This window comes from Auritidibacter sp. NML130574, from assembly GCF_003185725.2.
In the GTDB taxonomy this organism is placed as follows: Bacteria; Actinomycetota; Actinomycetes; order Actinomycetales; family Micrococcaceae; genus Auritidibacter; species Auritidibacter ignavus.
Window position 1 is genome coordinate 1,537,047 of the sequence record NZ_CP031746.1, and the last position, 22,293, is coordinate 1,559,339.

The following is a 22,293-nucleotide window of genomic DNA, read 5'->3' on the forward strand; positions in this document are numbered from 1 at the left end:
GTTCTGGCGTTGGGCTTTCTCTGTGAGTCTAAACGTTATCTAAACCATAATCAGCATCAGAGGCACGGTGAACAGAGAAGCCACCGTCGTGATGGACAAGATGGAAGCGGCCAAGGGACCTTGTCTGTCGTATTGGGTGCCCAGAATAAACACGGTCGTCGATGAGGGTGTGGCTGCCATCAGCACCAGGACGCCGAGCCAGTCTTCGGATACCCAGAACGACAGCACAACCGCCACCAGGAAGGTCATCGCCGGCACCACAAAAGCCTTCGTCGCCACACCAATCAGCACCAGCACGTAGTTCAACGAACCGGATGTGAAAGCCTGCAGGGCCGGGTGGATGGCCAGCCCCACCGCGCAGAGGGACAAGGGCACCGCAGTTGCACCCAACAGCGCCACGGACTCGCTGATGACCTGTGGTAGCTCAAGAGGCGTGAGCATCACGGTCAACCCCAAGGCGGCGGCGATGAATAAGGGGTTGAAAAAGAGCCCATCGACCACCACACGAATGAGCACAGAAGTCAGCGAACCGTGGGTTTTTCGTTGCTGTGCTGGGACGGGATCAGCTGATCCACCAGCCTGAGCCAGGGTTCGGTAGTTCTGTCGCATATTCACGGTGGTGCGCACCAAGGGGAATCCCAGCAGGAAGACCATATTGTGCACCATGCCGATCACCACGGCAGGAATGATGGACTCCTCGCCGAAGAATGCGATCGATAACGGGATGCCCAGATATCCCACGTTGCCGAAGACCGCTGAGACCGACAGCGTAGAAGCTTGTGTCTCCTGTGAGCCCAACAGCCAGCGGGCCCCGAAGTAGAGCACAATGGCTAACACGATAGGCACCAGTCCTGCGATCGCCAGTGTTCCCCAGGGAACGACGTCGGGTATGGGTGCGGTCACCATGGAGGAGAACACGAAAGTCGGCAACGAGATGTGGAAGACAAACCCGTTCAGGGCTGGTTGCCATCCCAGAATCTTATCCGAGAATCCGATGGCAAAGCCCAGCCCCAAAATCAGAAAGAGCGGGACCATGGTCGCCAGCATCTCTGCCATGTGCTTTCCTTCCCCGGTGGTCTGTGTTGGCCACGGTCAAACGCTATCTAGGGTACCGCCGTTGTCACTCACCGGGTGGGGTGCATGCCGTATTAAGACACCAGTCGTTAAACCCCGGTGCCCCGAACCAGAACGGTTCGGGGCACCGGTCACTACATAGTTCACACTGCGCGCACTTAGCCGTTGTTAAGAATCTCGCGCATCAGCTCCGCGGTTTCGGTCGGAGTCTTACCGACCTTGACGCCGGCTGCTTCGAGAGCTTCCTTCTTCGCTGTAGCGGTTCCGGAGGAGCCGGAGACAATCGCGCCGGCATGGCCCATGGTCTTACCCTCGGGCGCGGTGAAACCGGCCACATAGCCGACAACGGGCTTGGTGACGTTTGCCTTGATGTACTCGGCGGCACGTTCCTCGGCGTCACCACCAATTTCACCGATCATCACGATGGCCTTGGTGTCGGGGTCGTTTTCGAAGGCCTCCAGCGCATCGATGTGGGTGGTGCCGATCACCGGGTCACCACCGATACCGATACCGGTGGAGATACCGAAGTCCGAGAGTTCGAACATCATCTGGTAGGTCAAGGTTCCGGACTTGGAGACCAGACCGATCGGGCCGGAACCGGTGACCGAGTTCGGGGTAATACCCGCCAGGGATTCGCCGGGGGTAATAATACCCGGGCAGTTCGGGCCGATGATGCGTGTCTTGGCCTGACCCTGCTCGTCAGTTATCGACTGAGACAGTGCGAAGAACTCGGCGGTGTCCTGAACCGGGATGCCCTCCGTGATGACCACCAGCAACGGAATTTCAGCCTTGATGGCCTCGATCGCGGCGTCCTTCGCGAACTTCGGAGGCACGAACATCACCGACGCATTGGCACCGGTTTCGCTCATGGCTTCTTCGACGGAACCAAAGACCGGTAGTTCAACGGTGTTACCGTCTTTGTCCTCATGAGTCACGGTGGTGCCGGCCTTGCGAGCGTTGACACCGCCGACAATATTAGTACCGGCCTTGAGCATTAGCGCGGTGTGCTTGGTACCTTCACCACCGGTAATACCCTGGACGATGACCTTGGAGTCTTTATTGAGATAAATCGACATTGTTGTTCAATCCGTCCTTAACTTACTTGGCGGCGTGGGCCAGCTCAGCGGCCTGGTCAGCACCGGCGTCCATGGTCTTGGCAATGTGCACCAGCGGGTGGTTGGCATCGGCCAGGATCTGGCGGCCGGCTTCCACGTTGTTGCCGTCCAGACGCACGACCAGCGGCTTGGTGGCTTTGTCACCCAGGATGTCTAGGGCCTGAACAATACCGTTGGCCACGGCATCACAGGAGGTAATACCACCGAAGACGTTGACGAACACGGACTTGACCTGATCGTCGTTGAGGATCACATCCAGACCATCGGCCATCACCTGCGCCGAGGCGCCGCCACCGATGTCCAGGAAGTTGGCGGGCTTGACGCTGCCGTGGTTCTCACCGGCGTAAGCAACCACGTCGAGGGTGGACATCACCAAACCGGCCCCGTTGCCGATAATGCCGACATCACCGTCAAGCTTGACGTAGTTCAGTCCCTTAGCCTTGGCCTTGGCCTCCAACGGATTCTCGGTGCGCTCATCGACCAGCTTGGTGTGGTCTTCGTGACGGAAATCCGCGTTATCGTCCAGAGTGACCTTGCCGTCCAGGGCCAAGATGGTGCCGTCACCGGTCTTGACCAGCGGATTGACCTCAACCAGGGTGGCGTCTTCTTCGTCGAAAACCTCCCAGAGCTTGACCAGTACCTCGGCCACAGCATCAACCTGCTCAGCGGGGAATTTCGCCTGAGTGGCGATGTCCTTGGCCACCTCGAGGGTGATTCCCTCCAGAGCGGAGACCGGAACGCGTGCCAGATCGTCGGGACGTTCAGCGGCCAGTTGCTCAATTTCCACGCCACCTTCGACGGAGCACATGGCCAAGTAGGTGCGGTTTGCGCGGTCCAGCAACACCGAGAAGTAGTATTCTTCAGCGATATCTGCACCGGCAGCGATCATCACGCGGTGGACAGTGTGGCCCTTGATGTCCATGCCCAGAATCTGCTGGGCGTATTCGTAGGCCTCGTCCGGGGTCTTAGCGACTTTGACGCCACCGGCCTTACCACGCCCGCCGACTTTGACCTGGGCTTTGACGGCGGTCACGCCACCGAGTTTTTCAGCGGCTGCTTTGGCATCTTCTGGGGTTTCGGCCACGATTCCGGCGAGCACGGGAACACCGTGTGCTTCGAAGAGATCGCGCGCCTGGTATTCGTACAGGTCCACGGGTTGGAGTCCTTTAACGTCGACAATAGTTCGATTTTTCGAGTCTCACCGGCGATGTTTGCGCGGTAGCACTCGACGACCCGCCACTGCGGGTTCCAGTAAATAACCTTAGTGCACTGCCTGGGGTTTTGTAGACAGTTGAAAATTAGCCACTGACCCAGAAATGACGGGCTTTTGTGCCCACCAGGACCGTCAGCACATCCCCGGGCCGGTACAGGTCAAAGGCGTGCACTAGAAGGAGATTTTTTCTACTGGGGCGTAGCGTAGCAACAGCCGTTTCTCCGAACCGGAGAACGCCACCGTGGCAACGGTCTTGTCTCCACTGCCAGAGATGGCTGTGACCACCCCGGTACCGAAGCTTTTGTGTTTGACGTGGTCTCCGGGGTTGAGGCTGATGACCTCGTGGTCGGGCACCACTCGGGTCGGTTTTTCGCCTCGAACCACCTCGGCGCGTTCTTGCGCCTCGGTGATCCCGGTAGCCCCAGCCCGGGGCGCAGAACTCTGACCGGGCTTGCCGTAGTGGCTGCGTGAGGTTGAAGCGCCCCAATGGGAGCCAGTGAACCGTTTTTGATACCGAGATCCGGGGGCGCCAAATCCTAGCCCGGCACCGATATCGTTCCAGGACCCACGCGTGTCGACGCCGTTCAGGCGTCCTTCTCGTTCCCATTCGATGAGGGTGTCGGGAATCTCGGTGAGGAATTGGCTGGGCGGGTTGAACTGATGCTGACCCCATAGCGAACGGGATTCGGACCGGGACAGGTACAGTCGCTTTTCGGCCCGGGTCAGCCCCACATAGGCCAGTCGGCGCTCTTCGGCCAGCTCTTGAGTGTCCCCCATCGACCGGGCGTGTGGGAAGACGCCGTGTTCCATCCCGGTCAAAAATACCACCGGGAACTCCAAACCTTTAGCGGTATGCAAGGTCATCAAGGTTACTTGGCCCCACTGCTCAGCCAAGTCCTGACCCTCAGTGTCGGTTTCGACAGGGGTGGGCAGTTGATCGGTATCGGCCACCAGGGCGACTTGTTCCAAGAACTGGCTCAGATCTCCGTCGGGGTGAGTTTTCTCGAAGTCCCGCACCACCGCCACCAACTCTCCGAGGTTATCGGCCCGGGATTCGTCCTGGAGGTCTTCTGAGGAGCGTAGCGCGTGTAACATCCCAGTTTGTTCCAATACAGCTTCGAGCACCCTGGCCGGGGATTCGGTCGTGGCCAGCTGTTGCAGGTCGTCCAATAACTGGGCAAACTCCTGGACTTTCTTCACGGCTCGAGACCCAATCCCGGGTGCTTGATCGGCGCGGTGGAGTGCGTCAAAGAAACTGATGCGTTCTCGGTCTTGTAGTACCGCCAAGGCCGCTTCGGAGCGGTCACCAATACCGCGTTTGGGCTCGTTGAGAATCCGGCGAAGGTTCACGTCGTCATCGGGATTATCGATCACGCGCAAATACGCCAGGGCATCTTTAATTTCTTTGCGATCATAGAATCGGGTTCCTCCGATCACCCGGTAAGGGATCCCCGCGGAGATGAGGCGTTCTTCCAGCGCACGGGACTGCGCGTTCGTGCGGTAGAAGACCGCTATGTCTTCGGGGATCGCCTCATCATTGTCGATCAGCTCATCGATCTTATCGGCCACCCAGCCGGCTTCATCCGATTCGTTCTCGCCCGCGTAACCGATCAGCGCTGCCCCGGTCCCAGCATCGGTCCACAACCGTTTGGCCTCTCGAGAGGGATTATGCGAGATCACCGCGTTAGCGGCGTCGAGAATGTTCTGGGTGGAACGGTAGTTCTGCTCCAGATTGATCACGGTGGCATCAGGGTAATCCCGCTCAAACTCGATAATGTTGCTGATATCGGCACCGCGGAAGGCATAAATCGACTGGTCGGAGTCCCCGACGACAGTCAGTTGCCCCCCACTGGTCTCACACCCGGAGGGGTCTCCGGGTTCCCCGGTGAGCAATCGGACCAGCTGATACTGGGCATGGTTGGTGTCTTGGTACTCATCGACCAGCACGTAACGGAACCGGCGACGGTAGTTATCGAGCACAGCGGGGAAAGCGCGGAACATATTGACAGTGGTAGAGATCAGGTCGTCGAAATCCATCGCATTCGCCTGACGCAAGCGCGCGGTGTATTCGGTGTAGACCTCGGCCACCGCTTGCTGGAAAGGGTCCCCGCTGTTGTTCGAGGCGAACTCGTCGGCATCCACCAAATCATTCTTCAGCGAGGAAATCTTGTGCTGAATCGATTTAGGTTTCACCCGTTTGGGATCCAGGTCCGCCACCTTGACAAGCTGGCTTATCAACCGCAAGGAATCAGCAGCATCATAGATGGAGAAATTGGATTTCAATCCCACGGTGCTAGCTTCAGCTCTTAGGATGCGTAGCGCTGAGGAGTGAAAGGTCGAGATCCGCATTTTGTGGGCATCAGGACCGATCAGCCCTTCGATGCGTTCGCGCATTTCTCGGGCGGCCTTATTGGTGAAGGTAATGGCCAAGAACTCCCAGGGACGAGCTTCCCCGGTGGCCAGTAAATGAGCAATGCGGTGGGTGAGCACCTTGGTTTTACCCGAGCCTGCTCCGGCGACGATCAGCAATGGTCCCCCGCGGTGAGTGACTGCGGCCCGCTGTTGGTCGTTCAGGTCAGCGATCAGCGTGTCAGGATCCGAAGACGAGGGGGTGATCATCGATGCCATAGTCCCCCAGTCTAGTCAGCTCCACTGACACAGCAGACTAGGATGGGTGGGCGTGGGGATAACACTTATCACCGTGCACCCCCCCGCACTGCAACGCACCCCGTGACGGTCAGTCACTGTACGAGGAGGAAAACGTTTCGTGGGCAACACCCAGAACCGACCCACTGCCACCGCGCAACCGGTTGCTGAGCAACCGCAGTCCTCCCCGGGGATGTTGGTGCTGGCCCTGGCGGGCACGGTGATCTTCATGGGCTTTTATTATCACGTCTTGGCGCTGAACCAGATGCGCCAGCTCACCGGTGGGATGCCGATGTTGGACCACCGCCCTTTTGGCTACCGTCTCGACGAGGTTGAGGCTGTCGCGACGGCAATGGATGATCCGGCACTGGGACAACTAAACTGGACCCACAAGACCGCCGGGGTGATTTTTCCGGTCTTGGTGGCCCTGTTGGCCGTGGTGGTTGCTTTCTGGGCCCTGCGGTCGTGGGTGCCACGGGCGGTGATGATCGCCACCGGTGTGGTCTTTGCTGTGGTCGATATGTGGGAGAACATCGCGATCGAGCGGGCCTTGCACGAGGTGACACAACAGGCTGTATCGTTGGCCTCCGCGTTGACCATCGGCCGGTGGGTGCTGTTGGTATTGCTCGCGGTGGGTGTGATCGTGGCAATTTTCCGCAAGATCGTGACCTCCACCCGCGCTTCAGAGCCGGTAGCGGTACGTTAGAGTAGTACCGCATCCCCCCCCCGTAGCTCAGCAGGATAGAGCAACCCTCTCCTAAAGGGTAGGTCGCTGGTTCGACTCCAGTCGGGGGGACTTGTCGTTTTATTCGGCCCGTTGCAGGGCCTTCTCGATCTGTTCTAGGGCCCGTTGCAGTATCGGGTGTGGCATGGCCATCACCAAGCGAGTGTGGTCGATGCCGGCCTCACCGCAGTGAGCACCGTCGGTGAGCTGTACCCCGGCGGTTTTCACCAGCTGTCGGGCCACCGAGGTGGGCTGGCCGGCCAGCACGGTCTGGCTAAAGTCCAACCAGGCGATATAGGTCCCGGAAATCTCGGTAACCCGCACACCATGACGTGTCAGTCGTTCGTCCACGAATCGAATCAACTCATCTCGATTGCGCTGTAAGTAGGCCACAATATCGTCGAGCCAGGCGGCAGCCGCCGGGTCGGCCAGTGCGGTAACGGTTGCGGCCGCACCGAGATTGGCTGCCCCGTGGCGGTCAAAGTAACCGGTGGCGTTGAAGTGGTTGCGGTCGGTGAGATTCGCGGTGATCAACTGACCGCATTTCAGGCCGGGGAGATTGAAGGCTTTGGAAGCAGCAGAACCGGTGATGGTGTGTTGGGCAGCAGCCGGTGACACCGAGGCATAGGGGATGTGTGGTGACTCATCGTAGATCAGCGGAGCCCAGATTTCATCGGCAAAAACCCGCCCATTCGCTGCGGTGACTACCGCTGCGAGATCGGTGAGCTCCTCGCGGGTCAAGATCCGACCGGTGGGGTTATGAGGGTTGCACACCACGAGAATTTCACCACCGGCACCAAAGGCCTGGCGGATGCCGTCCAGATCGTGGGTATAGACCAGATGGCCTTGTTCGTTCACCTCGGTCAGCATCGGTACTTCAATGATGGGCCGGTCCAAGCTCCGCGCCATGCGGAGGAAAGGCATGTAGGCCGGTGTCGGGATGATCACTGGGGAACCCGGGGTGGTGAAGCGTTCGATAGCGGCCCGAAAGGCGGTAATCACATCGGCGACCGGGTGGACATCGGCCGGATCGACCTGCCAGCCATAACGCTTAGCTTGCCACTGAGCCACGGCCTCCCCTAACGACTCGGCAAGGTCCTGTGGCAGGTATCCGAAACGACCGCGTTGCACCTCGCGAACCAACGAAGCGGTAATTTCGGGGGCGGTGCCGAAGTCCATTTCTGCCATAAAGGCACCAATGGCGCGATCGGGGTGCACCCATTTGGTGGCGCCGGTAGCGCGTAGTTGTTCTTCGGTAATAGCATCGAGATCGGCGAAACGTGGCATCTATCTCACCGCTTTCTGTGACTAGTCGTCGGTGGCAAATTGAGTTCGATATAACTCAGCGTATCGTCCGTGGGCTGACACTAGCTGGGAATGGGTTCCGCGCTCAATAATGTGGCCATCTTCGACCACCAGAATGTGGTGAGCCGAAACCACGGTGGACAGCCGGTGGGCGATCACCACCGCGCTCCGACCGGTCAGCACTTCATCCAAGGCAGCGTGGACAGCTTGTTCGGACGTGGAATCCAGCGAGGCGGTGGCTTCATCCAACACCACCAGATCGGGTTGGGCCAGTAGTACCCGTGCGATGGCCAGGCGTTGCCGTTGGCCACCGGAGAGTCGGTACCCTCGGTCGCCCACCACAGTGTCGATCCCATGAGGTAGCTGGGACATCAGCTGGCCTAGTTGGGCCCGTTCGAGCACGTCGAGTAGTTGCTCATCGGTGGACTCGTGCACATCGAGGGTGAGATTCCTGCGGATGGTGTCGTGGAGTAAGTGTGCATCCTGAGTCACCATTCCCATCCGGGAATGGACCTGGGCCTGTGAAGTATCCCGCAGGTCCATGCCGTTGAAGGTGATGGACCCGGCAACCGGGTCGTAAAGCCGGCCCAGCAGGGAAGCGATAGTGGATTTGCCGGCTCCGGACGAGCCCACCAACGCCACGGTCTCTCCCGGTTTGAGCTCGAAACTAATCTGGTGCAACACCTGGTGCGGGGTTTCATCATGGAGCTGGGCAACATCTTCCAGAGAAGCCAAAGACACATCCGAGGCCCGGGGGTACCAAAAGTCCACGTCTTTTACGACGACCTGTATTGGACCGGCCGGGATTGTTCTGGGGTGTTCCGGATCGAGCACGTAGGGGGTGAGGTCGAGAATCTCAAAGATCCGGTCAAAGCTCACCAGTGCGCTCATAAGCTCCACCCGGGCAGTGGCCAGGCCGGTCAGCGGCGTGTAGAGCCGAGTCAGTAGCAACGCCATGGTGACGACCTCGCCGGCATTGAGATCACCGACGATAGCCTGCCACCCACCGATGCCATAGACGGCGGCCAACGCCAGTGCGGAAACCAGAGTGAGCAGTGTGGTAAACACCGACTGCCAGATCGAGATCTCCACCCCTGAGCCACGGACTCGATCAGCGCGGCTGCGAAAGCGCGCCGATTGTTTCTCGGCGTCGCCGAAGAGCTTAATCAAGGTGGAGCCTGCCGCGGAGAAGTCCTCGGTCATGTGTGATCCCATGGCAGCTTGGTGATCGGCTCGCGCCCGGGTCAGTGCTGCCAGTCGGTTCCCCAGTGCGCGTGCCGGCAGTAAGAAGATGGGCAAAAGAACCAGAGCCAGTACTGTGATCTGCCACGAGGTGGTCAGCATAACGATTAGGGTCAAAATCAGGGTGACGACATTCATCACCACGGTTGGAAAGGTTCGGGCAATACCGGTTTGCGCGCCTAAGACATCGTTATTGACCCGCGAAACCAGTGAACCGGTCCGAGCCCGGGTGAAAAAGGCGACCGACATGGTCTGGATGTGATCAAAAACCTGGGTACGTAAGTCGAAAATGACCCGTTCGCCCAACGAGGCAGATTGCCAGCGGGAGAGTACGGCAAGTATGGCCTCGGCGACCGCTACCGCGGCGATGAGTAGCGCCAGGCGGATCACGGTTCCTACGTCCTCGGTGCTGTGACCTTCGACGATAGCGTCTACCACACGTCCGGCCAAGATGGGAGAGACGATCGTCAATGCCGCCCCCAAGATGGACACCGCCACGTAGCTAAGCACTCGTAGTTGATAGCGACCCAGGAATCTGAAGCATCGAGCGATCGTGCCGGGGCGCAACCCCGGGTGCGATTGTCCGGCGTGGCGTTGCAACCGGAACATGGTCAAATGCGCAGCGCGGTCCATGCTCATGAGCGCGTCCCGCCCTCGTTGTGAGAGCCAGTAGCCAGAATCTCGGGTAGCACCCTGGCAATATAGCGCAAGCTGGCACGGTGAGCTTGGGGAAACTCCGCTTGTCGGCTACCTTCAGCCAATCCGGCAGCATAGCCGGCAATGAAACCCAAGGTGAGATGCTCCGGTGCGGTCTGTAAGTGTTGTTCACAGCTGATCTGATGTAGTTGCGCGGAATTGATCTCGATGCGGGGGTCAATTTCTAACGCCTGCAGCAGAGCGTGGGCCCATTGCGGAGAGAACTGGTGGGCTACGGGTGGGATGTGTGACACCGTGACTCCTTTGTCAGTACGCCCGGGATAGAAATACATCAGGGCCTCCTCCGAGTGGAGGAAGCCCTGATGTTGCAGTCGTCAAAGGCTCGGAGTTTATCCGAGACGCAGAATGTTGGTCTTAGCCAACGTAGGTGTAGTAGCCCATCAACGGATTACGGTCCACACTGTGGAGCAGAGTGCCCACGGAAGGATTCTGGGCGCCGATCATCTGGCCGTTGCCAACGTAGATGCCCACGTGGCCACCACCGTTCTGGAAAACCAGGTCGCCAGGCTGCGGGCTGGAGGTGCGGACGAACTTGCCGGAGCCCAGGATGGCAGAGGTCGAGGAGGGAATGCTGATACCAGCCTGAGCGTATGCCCAGGACGTGAAGCCCGAGCAGTCCCAGCCGGCCGGGGTCTTACCGCCCCAGACGTAGGGGGTCCCGATGCCGGAGTAAGCAGCCGAGACAACCTGGCCCATAGCACCAGAAGCTGCGTTCTCCGGTGCTTCAGGAGTTTCTGCGCTAGCAGTCTCGACATCGTTATCTTCGGATTCAGAAGAAGAGGAGGTCTCGGACGAGGGGGTGTCCTGTTCGTCGTCGCTGTAGCTGTCAAACTGCTCAGCGGACGTCACAGCAGAGAAGTCAGTGTCGTCTTCGGTGTCGTTTTCTTCTTCTACTTCAGGTTCTGGAGCCGGTGTGGAGGTGACTTGGACGCGACCAAGATCAATTTCAGCGTCAGAGTCAACAGTAACGGTCTCGTTCTGAGAAGCACGTTCCAGGTCAGCGCCGGTGGCTGGCAGGACCGAGGTTTCGCGGGCGGTGGAAGCCTGCGCGGCCTCTGCCTGCGGAACGAAAGTCAAAGCCAGGCCGGATGCGGTAGCAACAATAGCGGCTTGACGACCAAAGCTACCAGCATTCTGCGTCACAGACTGAGACAAAGCGGCTAAGGTAGCTCCCTTTGCAGGGGTGGCGCGGTGGCGGGCGGTGGAACGCTTCGACACTTGAGAACCTCTCTCACGTAGTATCCGGAGCTTTTAAGCTCTGCCCCGTCATGATGAATAGTTACGACTGCATTGTCCCCAAAGGCCACGGGGCTCAAGGTGCTAGACCTTCGAGGGACACCGGTTGTCTCCGGTACCTCGTACAGCGTATATCAATCCTTTATAAAAGTCACGCTGAGATAACGATAAACTGTGGACAGGCCTAGAATCTGGGCCAAGATCCGCATGATCATGCGGATCTATGGTCGTTATTTTCTGTGACTTTTTATCGTCAAGCGATCGGGATACCTGTGCAAAACCTCTGAATCATCGGCGATATAACGCCCAAGAGCGCGATTTCAGCGCGCGATTTCCTGGGCTGAGCTCCCTAACGCGCTGACTGACATCTGACTATCGAGATCTTTGTCACTGTGCGCGTATCAACGCTACATAAACCCAAAACCCGCTCGAGATCCTAATGATCATCGAGCGGGTGGAACTGCGAAGTTGCCTGAGGGCAACTGGGGTTTAGGAAACAGAATCCACGGGCTCGACTCTGAGGTGCTGCCCAAGTTCTTCGACGATTTCCAAACCTTCGCGACTGTACCCTGTCGCACCGGTGACAGCTTGGCCCGGAGTAATCACCTGGATGTCGATATACCCGTCATCAAGTTCAGCGGTGAATACTGAGCCCACGACGATGCCGGCCGCCATGAAGTGGTTGAGCAAACCGTGATCGGTTTGAATGGCTTCGGTGATGACCAAGAGGCGAAATGTCCGGTGCGAACGAAGCAGATCCGTCAGTCGCTGCCCCGGATAGTTTTCTGGGCCTTCATGACCCGAACCTCCCTCAAGCTCCGAGACATAGGGGATCCGGATTCCAAAAGGAGAGGTCGAGACCTCAGGCAGCAAGTTGAGGAGTTTAGCTTCCACCTCATCACTCATCACGTGCTCCCACCGACACGCTTCGTTATGGACCTGGGGCCATTCAAGTCCAATCACATCAGAGAGCAACCGTTCAGCCAGGCGATGCTTACGCATCACCTTTGCGGCAATAGCCAATCCCTTGTCAGTCAGCCGGATTCTACGGTCCGCACCAAGATCCACCAGTCCATCCCGTTCCATCCGATTAATGGTCTGAGACACGGTCGGGCCAGAGTGCTCAAGGCGTTCAGCAATGCGTGCTCGCAGTGGCGCGATTTCTTCTTCCTGCAATTCGTAGATGGTCCGAAGATACATCTCCGTGGTGTCGATGAGCTCCGACATTTTTCTCTTAACCCCTCATCCTGACGCGTTCTCGCCCCGAGCCCCTCTCTGGGAGGTCACGCAATGTCGCCTTCCATACTAGCTATCAGAACGAGTGACCAAAGTGTGTTCCCTTTATATGTAGTAACTCACAATAATCTGAACATTTCGTGGTGTTGAGGTGCATGAAGCGCAGAAGAATGAAAAGATAATGTTGCCCAGCTGTGTACGCCTGCCAATCTTTTATAGGAGTCTGCGTGTCAACTCAGGACAACATCACTATCCCTGCAGAACTACTACCCCGAGATGGTCGATTCGGCGCAGGACCTTCTAAAGTCCGCCCTGAACAAATTCAAGCGATTGTTGATGCTTCCCAGTCAGTTATGGGAACATCTCACCGCCAGGCACCAGTGAAGAACCTCGTGGCAGAACTCCAGGCCGGTTTGAAAGAGCTGTTCCAAGCGCCGGATGACTACGAGGTCATCTTGGGTCTCGGTGGCGCAACAGCTTTCTGGGATATGGCCACCTTTGGCCTCATCCGTTCCAAAGCACAGCACCTCGAGTTCGGAGAATTCGGTGGCAAGTTCGCCAAAGCAACCACGAAGGCACCCTTCCTAGAAGACTCCACCGTCATCTCAGCACAGCCGGGTTCTCGCCCCGTTCCTCAGGCTGAGCCCGGAGTCGATGTTTACGCCTGGCCCCACAACGAAACATCAACCGGGGTTTGCGTACCGGTAGAACGCGTCCAAGGCGCCGACGATGACGCTCTGATTCTCATCGATGCAACCTCGGGCGCCGGTGGGTTGCCGGTAGACATCACCAACGTCGATGTCTACTACTTCTCCCCGCAAAAGAACTTCGCCTCCGATGGAGGCCTGTGGTGCGCACTGTTCTCGCCGGCCGCATTGGCACGTGTCGATGAAATCGCACACTCCGGGCGGTGGATTCCTGACTTCCTAAATCTCAAAACCGCCGTGGATAACTCTCGCAAGCACCAGACCTACAACACCCCCGCGTTGGCCACCTTGATCACCATGAATGAGCAAGTCAAGTGGATGAATGCCAACGGTGGCCTCGAATTTACCACAGCCAGGACCCGTGAGTCTGCGGAGCAGATTTATCACTGGGCCGAAGCCAGTGACGTAGCCACCCCCTTTGTGGCCGAACCGGAGGACCGTTCTCAGGTGATTGCCACCATCGATTTCATCGATGAGATCGATGCGGGTCACATCGCCTCCATACTGCGAGCCAATGGTGTCGTCGATGTTGAGCCGTATCGTAAACTCGGGCGCAACCAGTTGCGCATCGCTACCTTCGTAGCCATCGAGCCAACCGACGTAGCCCAGATACTACAGTGCATTGACTACGTGATCGACCAAATCCGATAACGCTACTACTACCAGAGTGGGCGGTGGTTGCTGCATTGGATGCAGCAACCACCGCCCACTCTGGTGTAAAAAGACCGTGTGAGAAGAAGAAGTTATGCGTTGTTCTTTTTCTTCTTTTTCTCCTTGGCCTCGGATTGCTTCTGAGAGGCCTCTATGTCCTGCGCGATGTCCTGACGAGGCTTGTCCGCAGAATCTGAGTGCTCGGCGTCGGTGCCCCCAGCCTCAGGCTCGAATCCGGCTGCTTTCAGGGCCTGTTGCGGGTCTTCCCCGTCGGCAATGGCCTTGAGCCGAATACGTTCTTCTTCGGAGGCACGTTGCTCCCAGGGAACCCACTCTGGAGCCAATAGGGCATCTTCACCGGGTAGTAGTCCCAGCTCGCACACCGTGATTGTCTTCGACCGCGGCGCGCGAGCCACGGTAACGAACCAGTTCCACCCGCGATAACCCGGCAGCTGAGCAACGAACCGGTGGGTAGCTAGTCGTTCGTCGTCCATCTCCGCGCTGAGATGATCCCCCAGCTCGGCCGGGTGCGTGATCTCCAGCAGAGCGCTACGGGCAACCTCCACGGCCTCTATGAGCAACTCATCGTGGCGGGGACGACGAATCCGGCGCCGCGGTGGACCGAAAACCGGGAACGCTGTACCGTCTTCAGGATTAACGGTCACATCAGCAACAACCTTAGGCATCGAAATCATCGGCGACTCTCCGCATCACCTGCGCGATGCGTTGGGCTTGGTGTGAGGAGGGGTACTTGCCTTTACGCAATTCAGTTGAGGCATGATCCAACAGACGGATCAGATCGTCGACCACCGAGGCCATATCGTGAGCATGCGGACGGGTATTTTTGACCACCGACGGGGTCTTTTCTAAAAACTGCACGCTCAGTGCCTGCGGGCCCCGTCGCGATTCGGCCAGGCCAAATTCGACGCGGGTCCCTGCTCGGACCTTATTAACCTCTGCAGGCAGGGCTGAGGAGGGCAGATGGATATCTTGACCATCATCGGTTCGAATGAACCCGAACCCCTTCTCGGCATCATAAAACTTCACTTTGCCAGTTGGCATAGGTCTTCTCTCTTCATCCTTGCTCGCGGAAGAAACTCAAATCTTGACCTCTAGGATAACCGCTTCAGCAATATTCCGCTGAAAAGAGCCCCGTCATTCGGGCCTTCATCGCCCCCGGCGTAGAATGACGACATGCCCTCCTCGTCTGAGAGTCCCCACACCGTTCAGCATGCCTCCGTGCAGCGCGCCAAGCCCGTGCGAGCACCGCTATGGCTTCCGATCGTTCTCTGCATCGGGGTCGTGCTCGTCGTGGCCTCCTTTATCTCGTTGGTGGCGATCGTGGTGGTGTATTTCACCGATATCCACGAGCCGCCCTTCCTGTTCTTTATGGGCCTGTATGGGTTCCCGATTGGGTTTATTCTTGTCTTGGTATATCTGGTCGGCATGATTGTTCTCCGCCGGAACCGGACCTCTCGAAGAGCCCATGAGCAATCCGAGCAATCTGAGTACACCAGGTAGCCTGCGCGGATGCCTTCTGAGCACACCTTCTCACGCAGGCTAACCACTACCCCGGTACGCCGAATTAAGGGCTGGTTACACCGGTGCGACAAAAACCAGCTTGTCGAGCTCTTCACGTCCCGCCCCGATCTCGCCACGACAGGGAGTCTCCCACCACCTGAGAATTTGGAAGAGCTAGCTCGACGGTGCCTGAGCATTTCGTCGCTAACCCGTTGCCTTGCAGGACTCAACCGTAGCCAACGCGATGTTCTCGAAGCCCTGGCGGTGGCTACCGATCTCTCGGGTGCCTCTGCCTTATCCTCATCTGCTGGCACCGTTGACTCCGCAACGATACGACACTTACTCGCAGTACCCGACTCAGCCAGTCCGGACGTGGACCAGGTCCTCGACGAGTTGTCCTGGGTCTTGTTGATCTTCGCGCAATCCCCTTCGTACGACTCTGCCCAGCAGCACTGGATGTTGCCGGCGGAAGTGCGCCAAGCCATCGGGCCCCACCCAGCGGGCCTTGCTACCGAGGTCTCGGCCCCTGAACTGAACGAGCTACCCGCCACCGCCCGCTCCTTATTAACTCAAGCCCGGACGGTTCGCGCTACGACTTTGTCCGAGCTCGATGAGCAGAGTGGGTCCGACCCAGCGGATGGCTCTGCGGATCAGGCAGAATTGATCAGTGAGCTCTACCGGCTCCGGATCCACCCGGTTCGGTCACAACGCACCGAGACAGCCTTGATCCATCGCCTACGAAACCTCGGCCTGGTCCGCACTCCTGCCGGAACACAGCAGGTCATCTTTCCAGCACGCTACGGTTTGGCGCTGACCGGTGGCACCCTGATCAATCGAGAGTTTCGTGCTACCCCGGTGACACCCCCGCTGCAACAGATCTCCCCCGACGAGCTGGCCACCGCCACCGTGACCGAGGTCAGCACGCTACTGGAGCATCTTCAGCTCGTTTTGGACGCTGATATGGTGCGTGAAGGGTTACCCGAGGTTAAAGCCGGGGGGCTCTCCGTGCGGGGCTTCCGAGCTCTCCAGACCGAGATCGCTGCCCAAGCCCGCCTCAGCGAGTCCCGCCTACACTTTCTCCTGCACCTGGCAGCAACAGCATGCCTGCTCACCCGAGACCGCGACCACTCACGGTGGACACTCACCCCGTTGGGACACGGTTTCAGGGGACTGCCCCCCGAACGACGGTGGGTGTGGCTGATTCGATGCTGGCTACAGTCCACGGGTCCAGCGCTGACCCGTCGCACAGACCGGGCGTTGTCTTCGGATGCTACTCAGGAGGATCAAGGCCGGTGGCGCCGGATCTTTTTCCGCGCCGCTGCTGAGTTGTCCAGCCCGCAGACGACGCGATCACCCCGACGCATTCTGCCGGTCCTGGCCACCCGAATGAGCTGGCTAGCCGGCGAGGATCCTTTCACTCCCCTATCCCGGCCCATCGCCGAGGTCATCGACGACGCGGTGGCTCTGGGCCTGCTCTGTGCCGGAGCGCTCACCCAACCCGGGCAACTGATCGCCCACGACCGGTTTCTACAAGCCCTGGCTACGTTGCGAGACCTCTTGCCCGAGACCGCCGATACCGTTCGGATACTCCCCGACCACACGCTGATCACCACCGCCCCACCCAGCCCTGAACTGGCGGTGATCTTGGCCCGCTGGGCGAAAGTCGAATCCTCCGGCTACGCCACGGTGTACCGCATCAAGGAACAGACCGTACGTGCCGGACTCGACACCGGGGCCAGCCACCATGAGCTCTTGCAGTTCCTCGAGCAGGTTTCCGAGGACCCTATCCCGGAAACGCTGACTCGGTTGATCGTCGAGACCACCACCGACTATCAGCGGATCCGCCTTGGATCCGCCGGGTCCTGGATCCGGTGTCGTTATCCCGAGGAACTAGATGTCTTACTGAATAGCCCGCGCGCCGACAGGCTGGCTGCCCAGCGCCTGTCCGACACCGTGGCGGTCAGCTCCCTGACCGCCCACCAACTCCACCGCGCACTCACCGAGCTAGGTCTGACGGTGCCACCACCGCAGGCATCATCCGGCTCCAGCACCGCCGAGGGACAGACCACGCACACGGTGCTGGATGACTACGCCGAACTGGCGCGGTACGTCGACGCCGAATTGGCCGAGGCCGGGCTGTGCCGCACCGCCGATGATCGTCGGCACCAGCATCAGCTCGCCGAGTACCTCACCCAGGCAGACACCGCAGACCACACCGACTCTGCTCTGACCTCCGCCACGACACCCTTGTCGCGCGATACCGAGCAGGCCGTGTCCGTGTCGGTGATTCGTCTCGCCGCCGAACGTGGGATCCCGATGCTTGTTACCTACACCGACCAGTCTGGTCACTTACAACAACACTTCCTCCGCAGTCCCCGTCTCCGACACGGCGCGGTCGTGGAGACGGCAGAACCTCAGGGCCAGTCGGATCCAACGCCACCAATCCCGTTGTTCCGTATTCTTTCGGCCGAACCACCCGAGGCTAACGACGTGGACCCAGACGATCCGATGTGACCGAAAAGGACCCAGACACCGAGGAATCAGTACCCCATCCAGCACTATGATCAGCAAGCACGGAGTGTGAGATGAATTCACCAGCGCCTGAACCCACCGGGGCGATCATCGTCCAATCCGATCGCAGTATTCTGCTCGAGCTCCAACATCCTGCCGCCGACGACGCCCGGCGGGCCCTGGCCCAATTTGCCGAGCTCGAGCGCGCGCCCGAGCATGTCCATACCTATCGCATGACCGCGCTGGGCTTGTGGAATGCGCGGGCGGCGGGAGTGGACGCTGAGCAAGTCATCGATACGCTGTTCACCCATTCGCGCTATCCCCTACCGCAGAACCTGCTGATCGATATTGCCGAGCTGATGTCGCGGTATGGACGACTCGCTCTGACCGTTGACCCCCAACACGGGCTCGTGTTGCGTAGCGATGATGCCGCGGTCCTGGAAGAAGTGCTCCGTGCTCAGACCACCCGGGACCTGGTGGGTGCACAGTTAGATGGCTACACGGTGGTAGTTCATTCCACCGCCCGCGGTGAGCTCAAACAGGCCCTGGTCCAGCTGGGCTGGCCGGCCGATGACCAGGCCGGTTACGTCGAGGGCACCGCATTCCCGATCCAGCTCACCGAGAACGAAACCTGGCAGTTGCGCGACTACCAGCGGATGGCGGTGGACAACTTCTTCGCGACCGGTTCCGGGGTGGTGGTGATGCCTCCGGGCTCGGGAAAAACCTTGGTGGGGGCGGCCGCATTGGCTGCCTCCAGTACCATTGCCCTGGTGTTGGTGACCAATACTGTCTCGGCTCGACAGTGGAAAGCCGAACTGCTGGCCCGCACCACCCTGACCGAGACTGATGTGGGTGAGTATTCCGGATCGAAGAAACAGATCCGCCCGGTCACCATCGCCACCTACCAGGTGCTGACCACTCGCCGTGGTGGCATCTATCCGCACCTTGAGCTGGTCAACGATCACGACTGGGGGCTGATCATCTACGACGAGGTTCACCTCTTGCCAGCCCCGATCTTCCGGATGACCGCGGATCTGCAGGCTCGGCGCCGGTTGGGACTGACCGCCACTCTCGTGCGTGAAGACAATCGCGCCGATGAGGTTTTTTCGCTGATCGGCCCGAAACGCTATGACGCACCGTGGAAAGACCTTGAGGCACAAGGCTGGATCGCCCCGGCCAGTTGCACCGAAATTCGGGTTACTCTCTCAGCCGAGGACCGGATGGGGTACGCCATCAGTGACCGTGGCGATCAATATCGTTGGGCTGCCACCGCCGAGTCCAAGATGCCGGTCATTACTGAGCTGGTTGACTTCCACCGATACGAGCAACTACTGGTCATTGGTCAGTACGTGGATCACCTCGAAGCCATCGGGGATGCCATCGACGCTGAGGTCATCACCGGGTCGACCTCGGTGGCTCAACGGGAGAAGCTTTTTAATGCTTTCCGCGCCGGGCAAGTGCAACGGCTCGTGGTGTCTAAAATTGCAAACTTTTCCCTGGACCTGCCCGAAGCAACAGTCGCCATCCAGGTCTCGGGGGCCTTTGGCTCTCGCCAAGAAGAAGCACAGCGTTTAGGTCGACTCATGCGCCCCAAATCCGATGGACGCAATGCGTACTTCTATACGGTCGTCAGCCGCGACACCGTCGACCAACAATATGCCGCCTCCCGGCAGCGCTTCTTGAGTGAGCAAGGCTATAGCTATCGGATCCTGGATGCCGGCGATCTGCCAGACCACCTACCCTGACCGCGCCGGGGAAGTTACTCAGCAACATCTCAGACATCTTCCAGCTAAGTATTCCAGAATTAACAGCATGACCAATATGAATGCTCAGCCTGCCGAGGCGAAGTTGCTCGTCGTTGACGATGAGCAGAATATTCGTGAGTTGCTGTCAACGTCCCTGCGTTTTGCAGGGTTCGAGGTTGTCGCAGCCGCCAACGGCCGTGAAGCACTGGAGGCTGCCGAACAAGAACAACCTGACCTGGCTGTACTCGACGTCATGTTGCCCGATATGGATGGCTTTACCGTCACCCGGAAGTTGCGCTCTCACGGTATGCACTTCCCGGTCGTCTTTCTCACCGCCCGCGATGATACCGGCGACAAAATCACCGGCCTTACGGTGGGTGGCGATGACTATGTGACCAAGCCGTTCTCGCTCGACGAGGTGGTCGCTCGTATTCGTGCCGTATTGCGTCGCACCGCACCGGCCGAAGATGACGAGGCTATCCTGCGGGTCGACGATCTGGAACTCGATGATGACGCCCACGAAGTGCGACGCGCTGGACGCTCCATCGATCTGTCACCGACAGAGTTCAAGCTGTTGCGCTACTTGATGATAAACCCCAACCGCGTGCTGTCCAAGGCACAGATTCTGGACCATGTCTGGGAGTACGACTTCAACGGTGATGCCTCAATTGTCGAGTCTTATATTTCTTATCTGCGCCGCAAGATCGACACCGACGACGAAGAAAAAATGATCCACACCAAACGCGGTGTGGGCTACATTCTGCGTACCTCGGCCGGCAAACGCTAATTCTGGGCTGTCACTCACTCAGCTATGTCCGCTACCTCGTCCGCTTCGATTCCGCAACCTCCGCAGTATCCGCCCCCGCGACCGCATCACGGTCCGCGCACGCGCAATCCAGTGAAGTACGCCTCACGCTCTTGGCGTAGCTTTTCCTTGCGCACCCAGCTGACCGTGATTACCTCGTTGCTGATGCTGGCTACGGTGATGGTGACCGCGGTCCTGACCGCCTCGCTGTACCGCCACGAGCTGATTCGCAGTATGGATGAAGATCTCTTCGCGAACCGCTCCAATGTCTCGGTGTACTTGACCTCGCTGGGTCAAGCCGACCAATATTTGGGCGACTTTCAGCAATCTATTGTGCGGTTCTATGGGGAATCGTGGACCAACGATGGCCAAGTCGTAGCCTCCATCCGCTCAGAAGGCTCCGATACTCCAGCCATCGAGCCCATGACCGCCGAGGAAGCCATCGCCCAAGGCAACACGCCATTTACGGTACCCGGGCGCAATGAGGAAGGTAAGTCCTGGCGTGTCCAGGTCTATCGATTGGATTCCGGGTCCGGGTCGGTCGCGGTGGCATTGCCCATGGCGCCGATTGAGGAGTCGGTGGAACGTGTCACCACCTTGGTGGTCAGCATCGGACTGCTCGCGACCGTGGTGGCGACCGTCATTGCCTACGTGGTCGTCACCCGGTCTTTCCGGCCGTTGAATAGAGTGCAACGTACCGCGTCCAAGATTGCTGCTGGCGATTTAACCCAACGCGTGCCTCCGGGCCCGCCGGATACCGAGGTTGGCCGATTGGCCCGGTCCTTGAACGCGATGCTGGCCCACATTGAGAACGCTTTCCATGCCAAAGAGTCTTCCGAATCACGAATGCGCCGTTTCGTCCAGGACGCCTCGCACGAGTTGCGCACCCCGCTGGTGACGATCCGAGGATTCTCTGAGTTGTACCGTCACGGGGCGATCACGAATGACGATGACGTGAAAACGGCCATGAGCCGTATTGAATCCGAAGCCACCCGTATGACCCAGCTGGTGGAGGATCTTCTGACCCTAGCTCGATTGGACGAGTTGCGTGACAGTGACCAGCAACCGGTCGATCTGCTGGTTCTGGCCAGTGACGCCGTGCTGGACACCCGAGCCTCAGCTCCGGATCGCACTATCCAACTGGTGGGACTCGAAACCGATCAACCCGAGTCCGCAATGACCACTGGAGACGAAAATAAGCTCCGGCAGGTCATCTCAAACCTGATTACCAACGCGCTACGTTACACGCCCGACGGCACTCCTTTGGAGATTGCTGTGGGGTCCGTGGATGTTCTCTCAGGTCTGCCAGGAAGTTCCGGTGCGAGCAACGCTGAAGAGCGCAACTCCGTCATCGAAATCCGTGACCACGGCCCAGGCATTTCCGAAGAAGATGCCTCCCGGATCTTCGAACGCTTCTATCGGGCTGACTCCTCACGACATCGCCAAACCGGGGGCACCGGACTGGGCCTGGCTATCGTTGCCGGGATTGTCTCCCAACACGACGGGTCCGTTCGCCTGCAAGAGACACCAGGCGGTGGCGCGACGATGTCGGTTCGCTTGCCATGGCGTCCCAGTGACGAGGCAGTCGAGGATGATAGTGACGACGATGACGCTACCGACGACGAGCCCACGGATCAGGACGAGATGGACGAGACGAACGCAGGTGCAGATCAGCATCACCGGTCTGAGGACCCCCGCGGGGCCTGACAGTTCGGGCTCATCCACACCTTCTTAGGTCACAACGCCACGTGAGATCTGTTATCCACAAAATCGTGCGGTGCCACGGTGTCCTCGGGAGAACTTCTTAGGCTGAAATCACCGGCCCACTCCGGCGCCGGAGATTCC

The 22,293-nt window shown here is 59.0% G+C and carries 18 protein-coding genes and 1 tRNA gene; 8 read left to right on the plus strand and 11 right to left on the minus strand.

Annotation, left to right across the window (positions count from 1 at the left end):
• Window positions 1-39: 39 nt before the first annotated feature.
• From DCC27_RS07010 to pcrA, 4 genes are all read right to left on the minus strand, one after another.
• A complete protein-coding gene (locus DCC27_RS07010) occupies window positions 40-1,056 on the minus strand; it encodes an AEC family transporter (protein WP_110110800.1) in 1,017 nt (338 codons plus the stop codon).
• A gap of 176 nt (window positions 1,057-1,232) precedes the next feature.
• Complete coding sequence (gene sucD / locus DCC27_RS07015) at window positions 1,233-2,150, minus strand: succinate--CoA ligase subunit alpha (RefSeq protein ID WP_110099409.1); 918 nt, start codon at window positions 2,148-2,150, stop codon at window positions 1,233-1,235.
• A gap of 22 nt (window positions 2,151-2,172) precedes the next feature.
• Window positions 2,173-3,342 carry an ADP-forming succinate--CoA ligase subunit beta gene (sucC, locus tag DCC27_RS07020; RefSeq protein WP_110099410.1) on the minus strand — a complete coding sequence of 390 codons (1,170 nt, stop codon included), beginning with the start codon at window positions 3,340-3,342 and terminating at the stop codon, window positions 2,173-2,175.
• Between the two features lie 231 nt (window positions 3,343-3,573).
• Complete coding sequence (gene pcrA / locus DCC27_RS07025; RefSeq protein WP_110110799.1) at window positions 3,574-6,030, minus strand: DNA helicase PcrA; 2,457 nt, start codon at window positions 6,028-6,030, stop codon at window positions 3,574-3,576.
• A 139-nt stretch (window positions 6,031-6,169) separates the two neighbouring features.
• Here pcrA and DCC27_RS07030 point away from each other — a divergent pair, with 139 nt between their 5' ends.
• Window positions 6,170-6,754: a hypothetical protein gene (locus DCC27_RS07030; RefSeq protein ID WP_110110798.1), complete on the plus strand. Its 585-nt coding sequence runs from the start codon at window positions 6,170-6,172 to the stop codon at window positions 6,752-6,754.
• Window positions 6,755-6,770: 16 nt separating this feature from the next.
• Window positions 6,771-6,844 (plus strand) — tRNA-Arg (locus DCC27_RS07035).
• Between the two features lie 9 nt (window positions 6,845-6,853).
• Here the strand turns inward: DCC27_RS07035 and DCC27_RS07040 are convergent.
• The 5 genes from DCC27_RS07040 to DCC27_RS12730 form a co-directional block, all read right to left on the minus strand.
• Window positions 6,854-8,059 carry a MalY/PatB family protein gene (locus DCC27_RS07040; RefSeq protein ID WP_110110797.1) on the minus strand — a complete coding sequence of 402 codons (1,206 nt, stop codon included), beginning with the start codon at window positions 8,057-8,059 and terminating at the stop codon, window positions 6,854-6,856.
• Between the two features lie 21 nt (window positions 8,060-8,080).
• Window positions 8,081-9,958 (minus strand): ABC transporter ATP-binding protein, encoded by a 1,878-nt coding sequence (locus DCC27_RS07045; protein WP_110099414.1) that lies wholly within the window; start codon window positions 9,956-9,958, stop codon window positions 8,081-8,083.
• Window positions 9,955-10,269, minus strand: coding sequence for a hypothetical protein (locus tag DCC27_RS07050; RefSeq protein ID WP_146206440.1), 315 nt, complete (start codon window positions 10,267-10,269; stop codon window positions 9,955-9,957). Before DCC27_RS07050 ends, DCC27_RS07045 begins: the two co-directional genes overlap by 4 nt.
• Before the next feature lie 121 nt (window positions 10,270-10,390).
• Window positions 10,391-11,254, minus strand: coding sequence for a C40 family peptidase (locus tag DCC27_RS07055; RefSeq protein ID WP_233242736.1), 864 nt, complete (start codon window positions 11,252-11,254; stop codon window positions 10,391-10,393).
• Window positions 11,255-11,761: 507 nt separating this feature from the next.
• Window positions 11,762-12,499, minus strand: coding sequence for a metal-dependent transcriptional regulator (locus DCC27_RS12730; protein ID WP_110099416.1), 738 nt, complete (start codon window positions 12,497-12,499; stop codon window positions 11,762-11,764).
• Between the two features lie 236 nt (window positions 12,500-12,735).
• Here DCC27_RS12730 and serC point away from each other — a divergent pair, with 236 nt between their 5' ends.
• Entirely contained in the window at window positions 12,736-13,866 is a 1,131-nt protein-coding gene (gene serC / locus DCC27_RS07065; RefSeq protein ID WP_110099417.1) for a phosphoserine transaminase, read from the plus strand.
• A gap of 92 nt (window positions 13,867-13,958) precedes the next feature.
• On the opposite strand, the gene DCC27_RS07070 is transcribed toward serC, so the two are convergent.
• Together DCC27_RS07070 and DCC27_RS07075 are read right to left on the minus strand one after the other, a co-directional pair.
• Window positions 13,959-14,561: a DUF3027 domain-containing protein gene (locus DCC27_RS07070; protein WP_233242737.1), complete on the minus strand. Its 603-nt coding sequence runs from the start codon at window positions 14,559-14,561 to the stop codon at window positions 13,959-13,961.
• Window positions 14,545-14,928 (minus strand): cold-shock protein, encoded by a 384-nt coding sequence (locus DCC27_RS07075; RefSeq protein WP_110099418.1) that lies wholly within the window; start codon window positions 14,926-14,928, stop codon window positions 14,545-14,547. The genes DCC27_RS07070 and DCC27_RS07075 overlap by 17 nt, the downstream gene beginning before the upstream one ends.
• 132 nt (window positions 14,929-15,060) lie before the next feature.
• Between DCC27_RS07075 and DCC27_RS07080 the strand changes: the two genes are divergently transcribed.
• The 5 genes from DCC27_RS07080 to DCC27_RS07100 all read left to right on the plus strand — a co-directional run bounded on the left by DCC27_RS07080 (window position 15,061) and on the right by DCC27_RS07100 (window position 22,155).
• Window positions 15,061-15,387 carry a hypothetical protein gene (locus DCC27_RS07080; protein WP_110110796.1) on the plus strand — a complete coding sequence of 109 codons (327 nt, stop codon included), beginning with the start codon at window positions 15,061-15,063 and terminating at the stop codon, window positions 15,385-15,387.
• A 9-nt stretch (window positions 15,388-15,396) separates the two neighbouring features.
• Window positions 15,397-17,901 carry a helicase-associated domain-containing protein gene (locus DCC27_RS07085; RefSeq protein WP_110110795.1) on the plus strand — a complete coding sequence of 835 codons (2,505 nt, stop codon included), beginning with the start codon at window positions 15,397-15,399 and terminating at the stop codon, window positions 17,899-17,901.
• A gap of 71 nt (window positions 17,902-17,972) precedes the next feature.
• A complete protein-coding gene (locus DCC27_RS07090; RefSeq protein WP_110110794.1) occupies window positions 17,973-19,643 on the plus strand; it encodes a DNA repair helicase XPB in 1,671 nt (556 codons plus the stop codon).
• 76 nt (window positions 19,644-19,719) lie between these two features.
• Entirely contained in the window at window positions 19,720-20,430 is a 711-nt protein-coding gene (locus tag DCC27_RS07095; protein ID WP_110099453.1) for a response regulator transcription factor, read from the plus strand.
• Between the two features lie 24 nt (window positions 20,431-20,454).
• The gene (locus DCC27_RS07100; RefSeq protein WP_110101357.1) at window positions 20,455-22,155 is read left to right on the plus strand and encodes a HAMP domain-containing sensor histidine kinase; all 1,701 of its coding nucleotides are present in this window, start codon (window positions 20,455-20,457) and stop codon (window positions 22,153-22,155) included.
• Window positions 22,156-22,293: the final 138 nt, after the last annotated feature.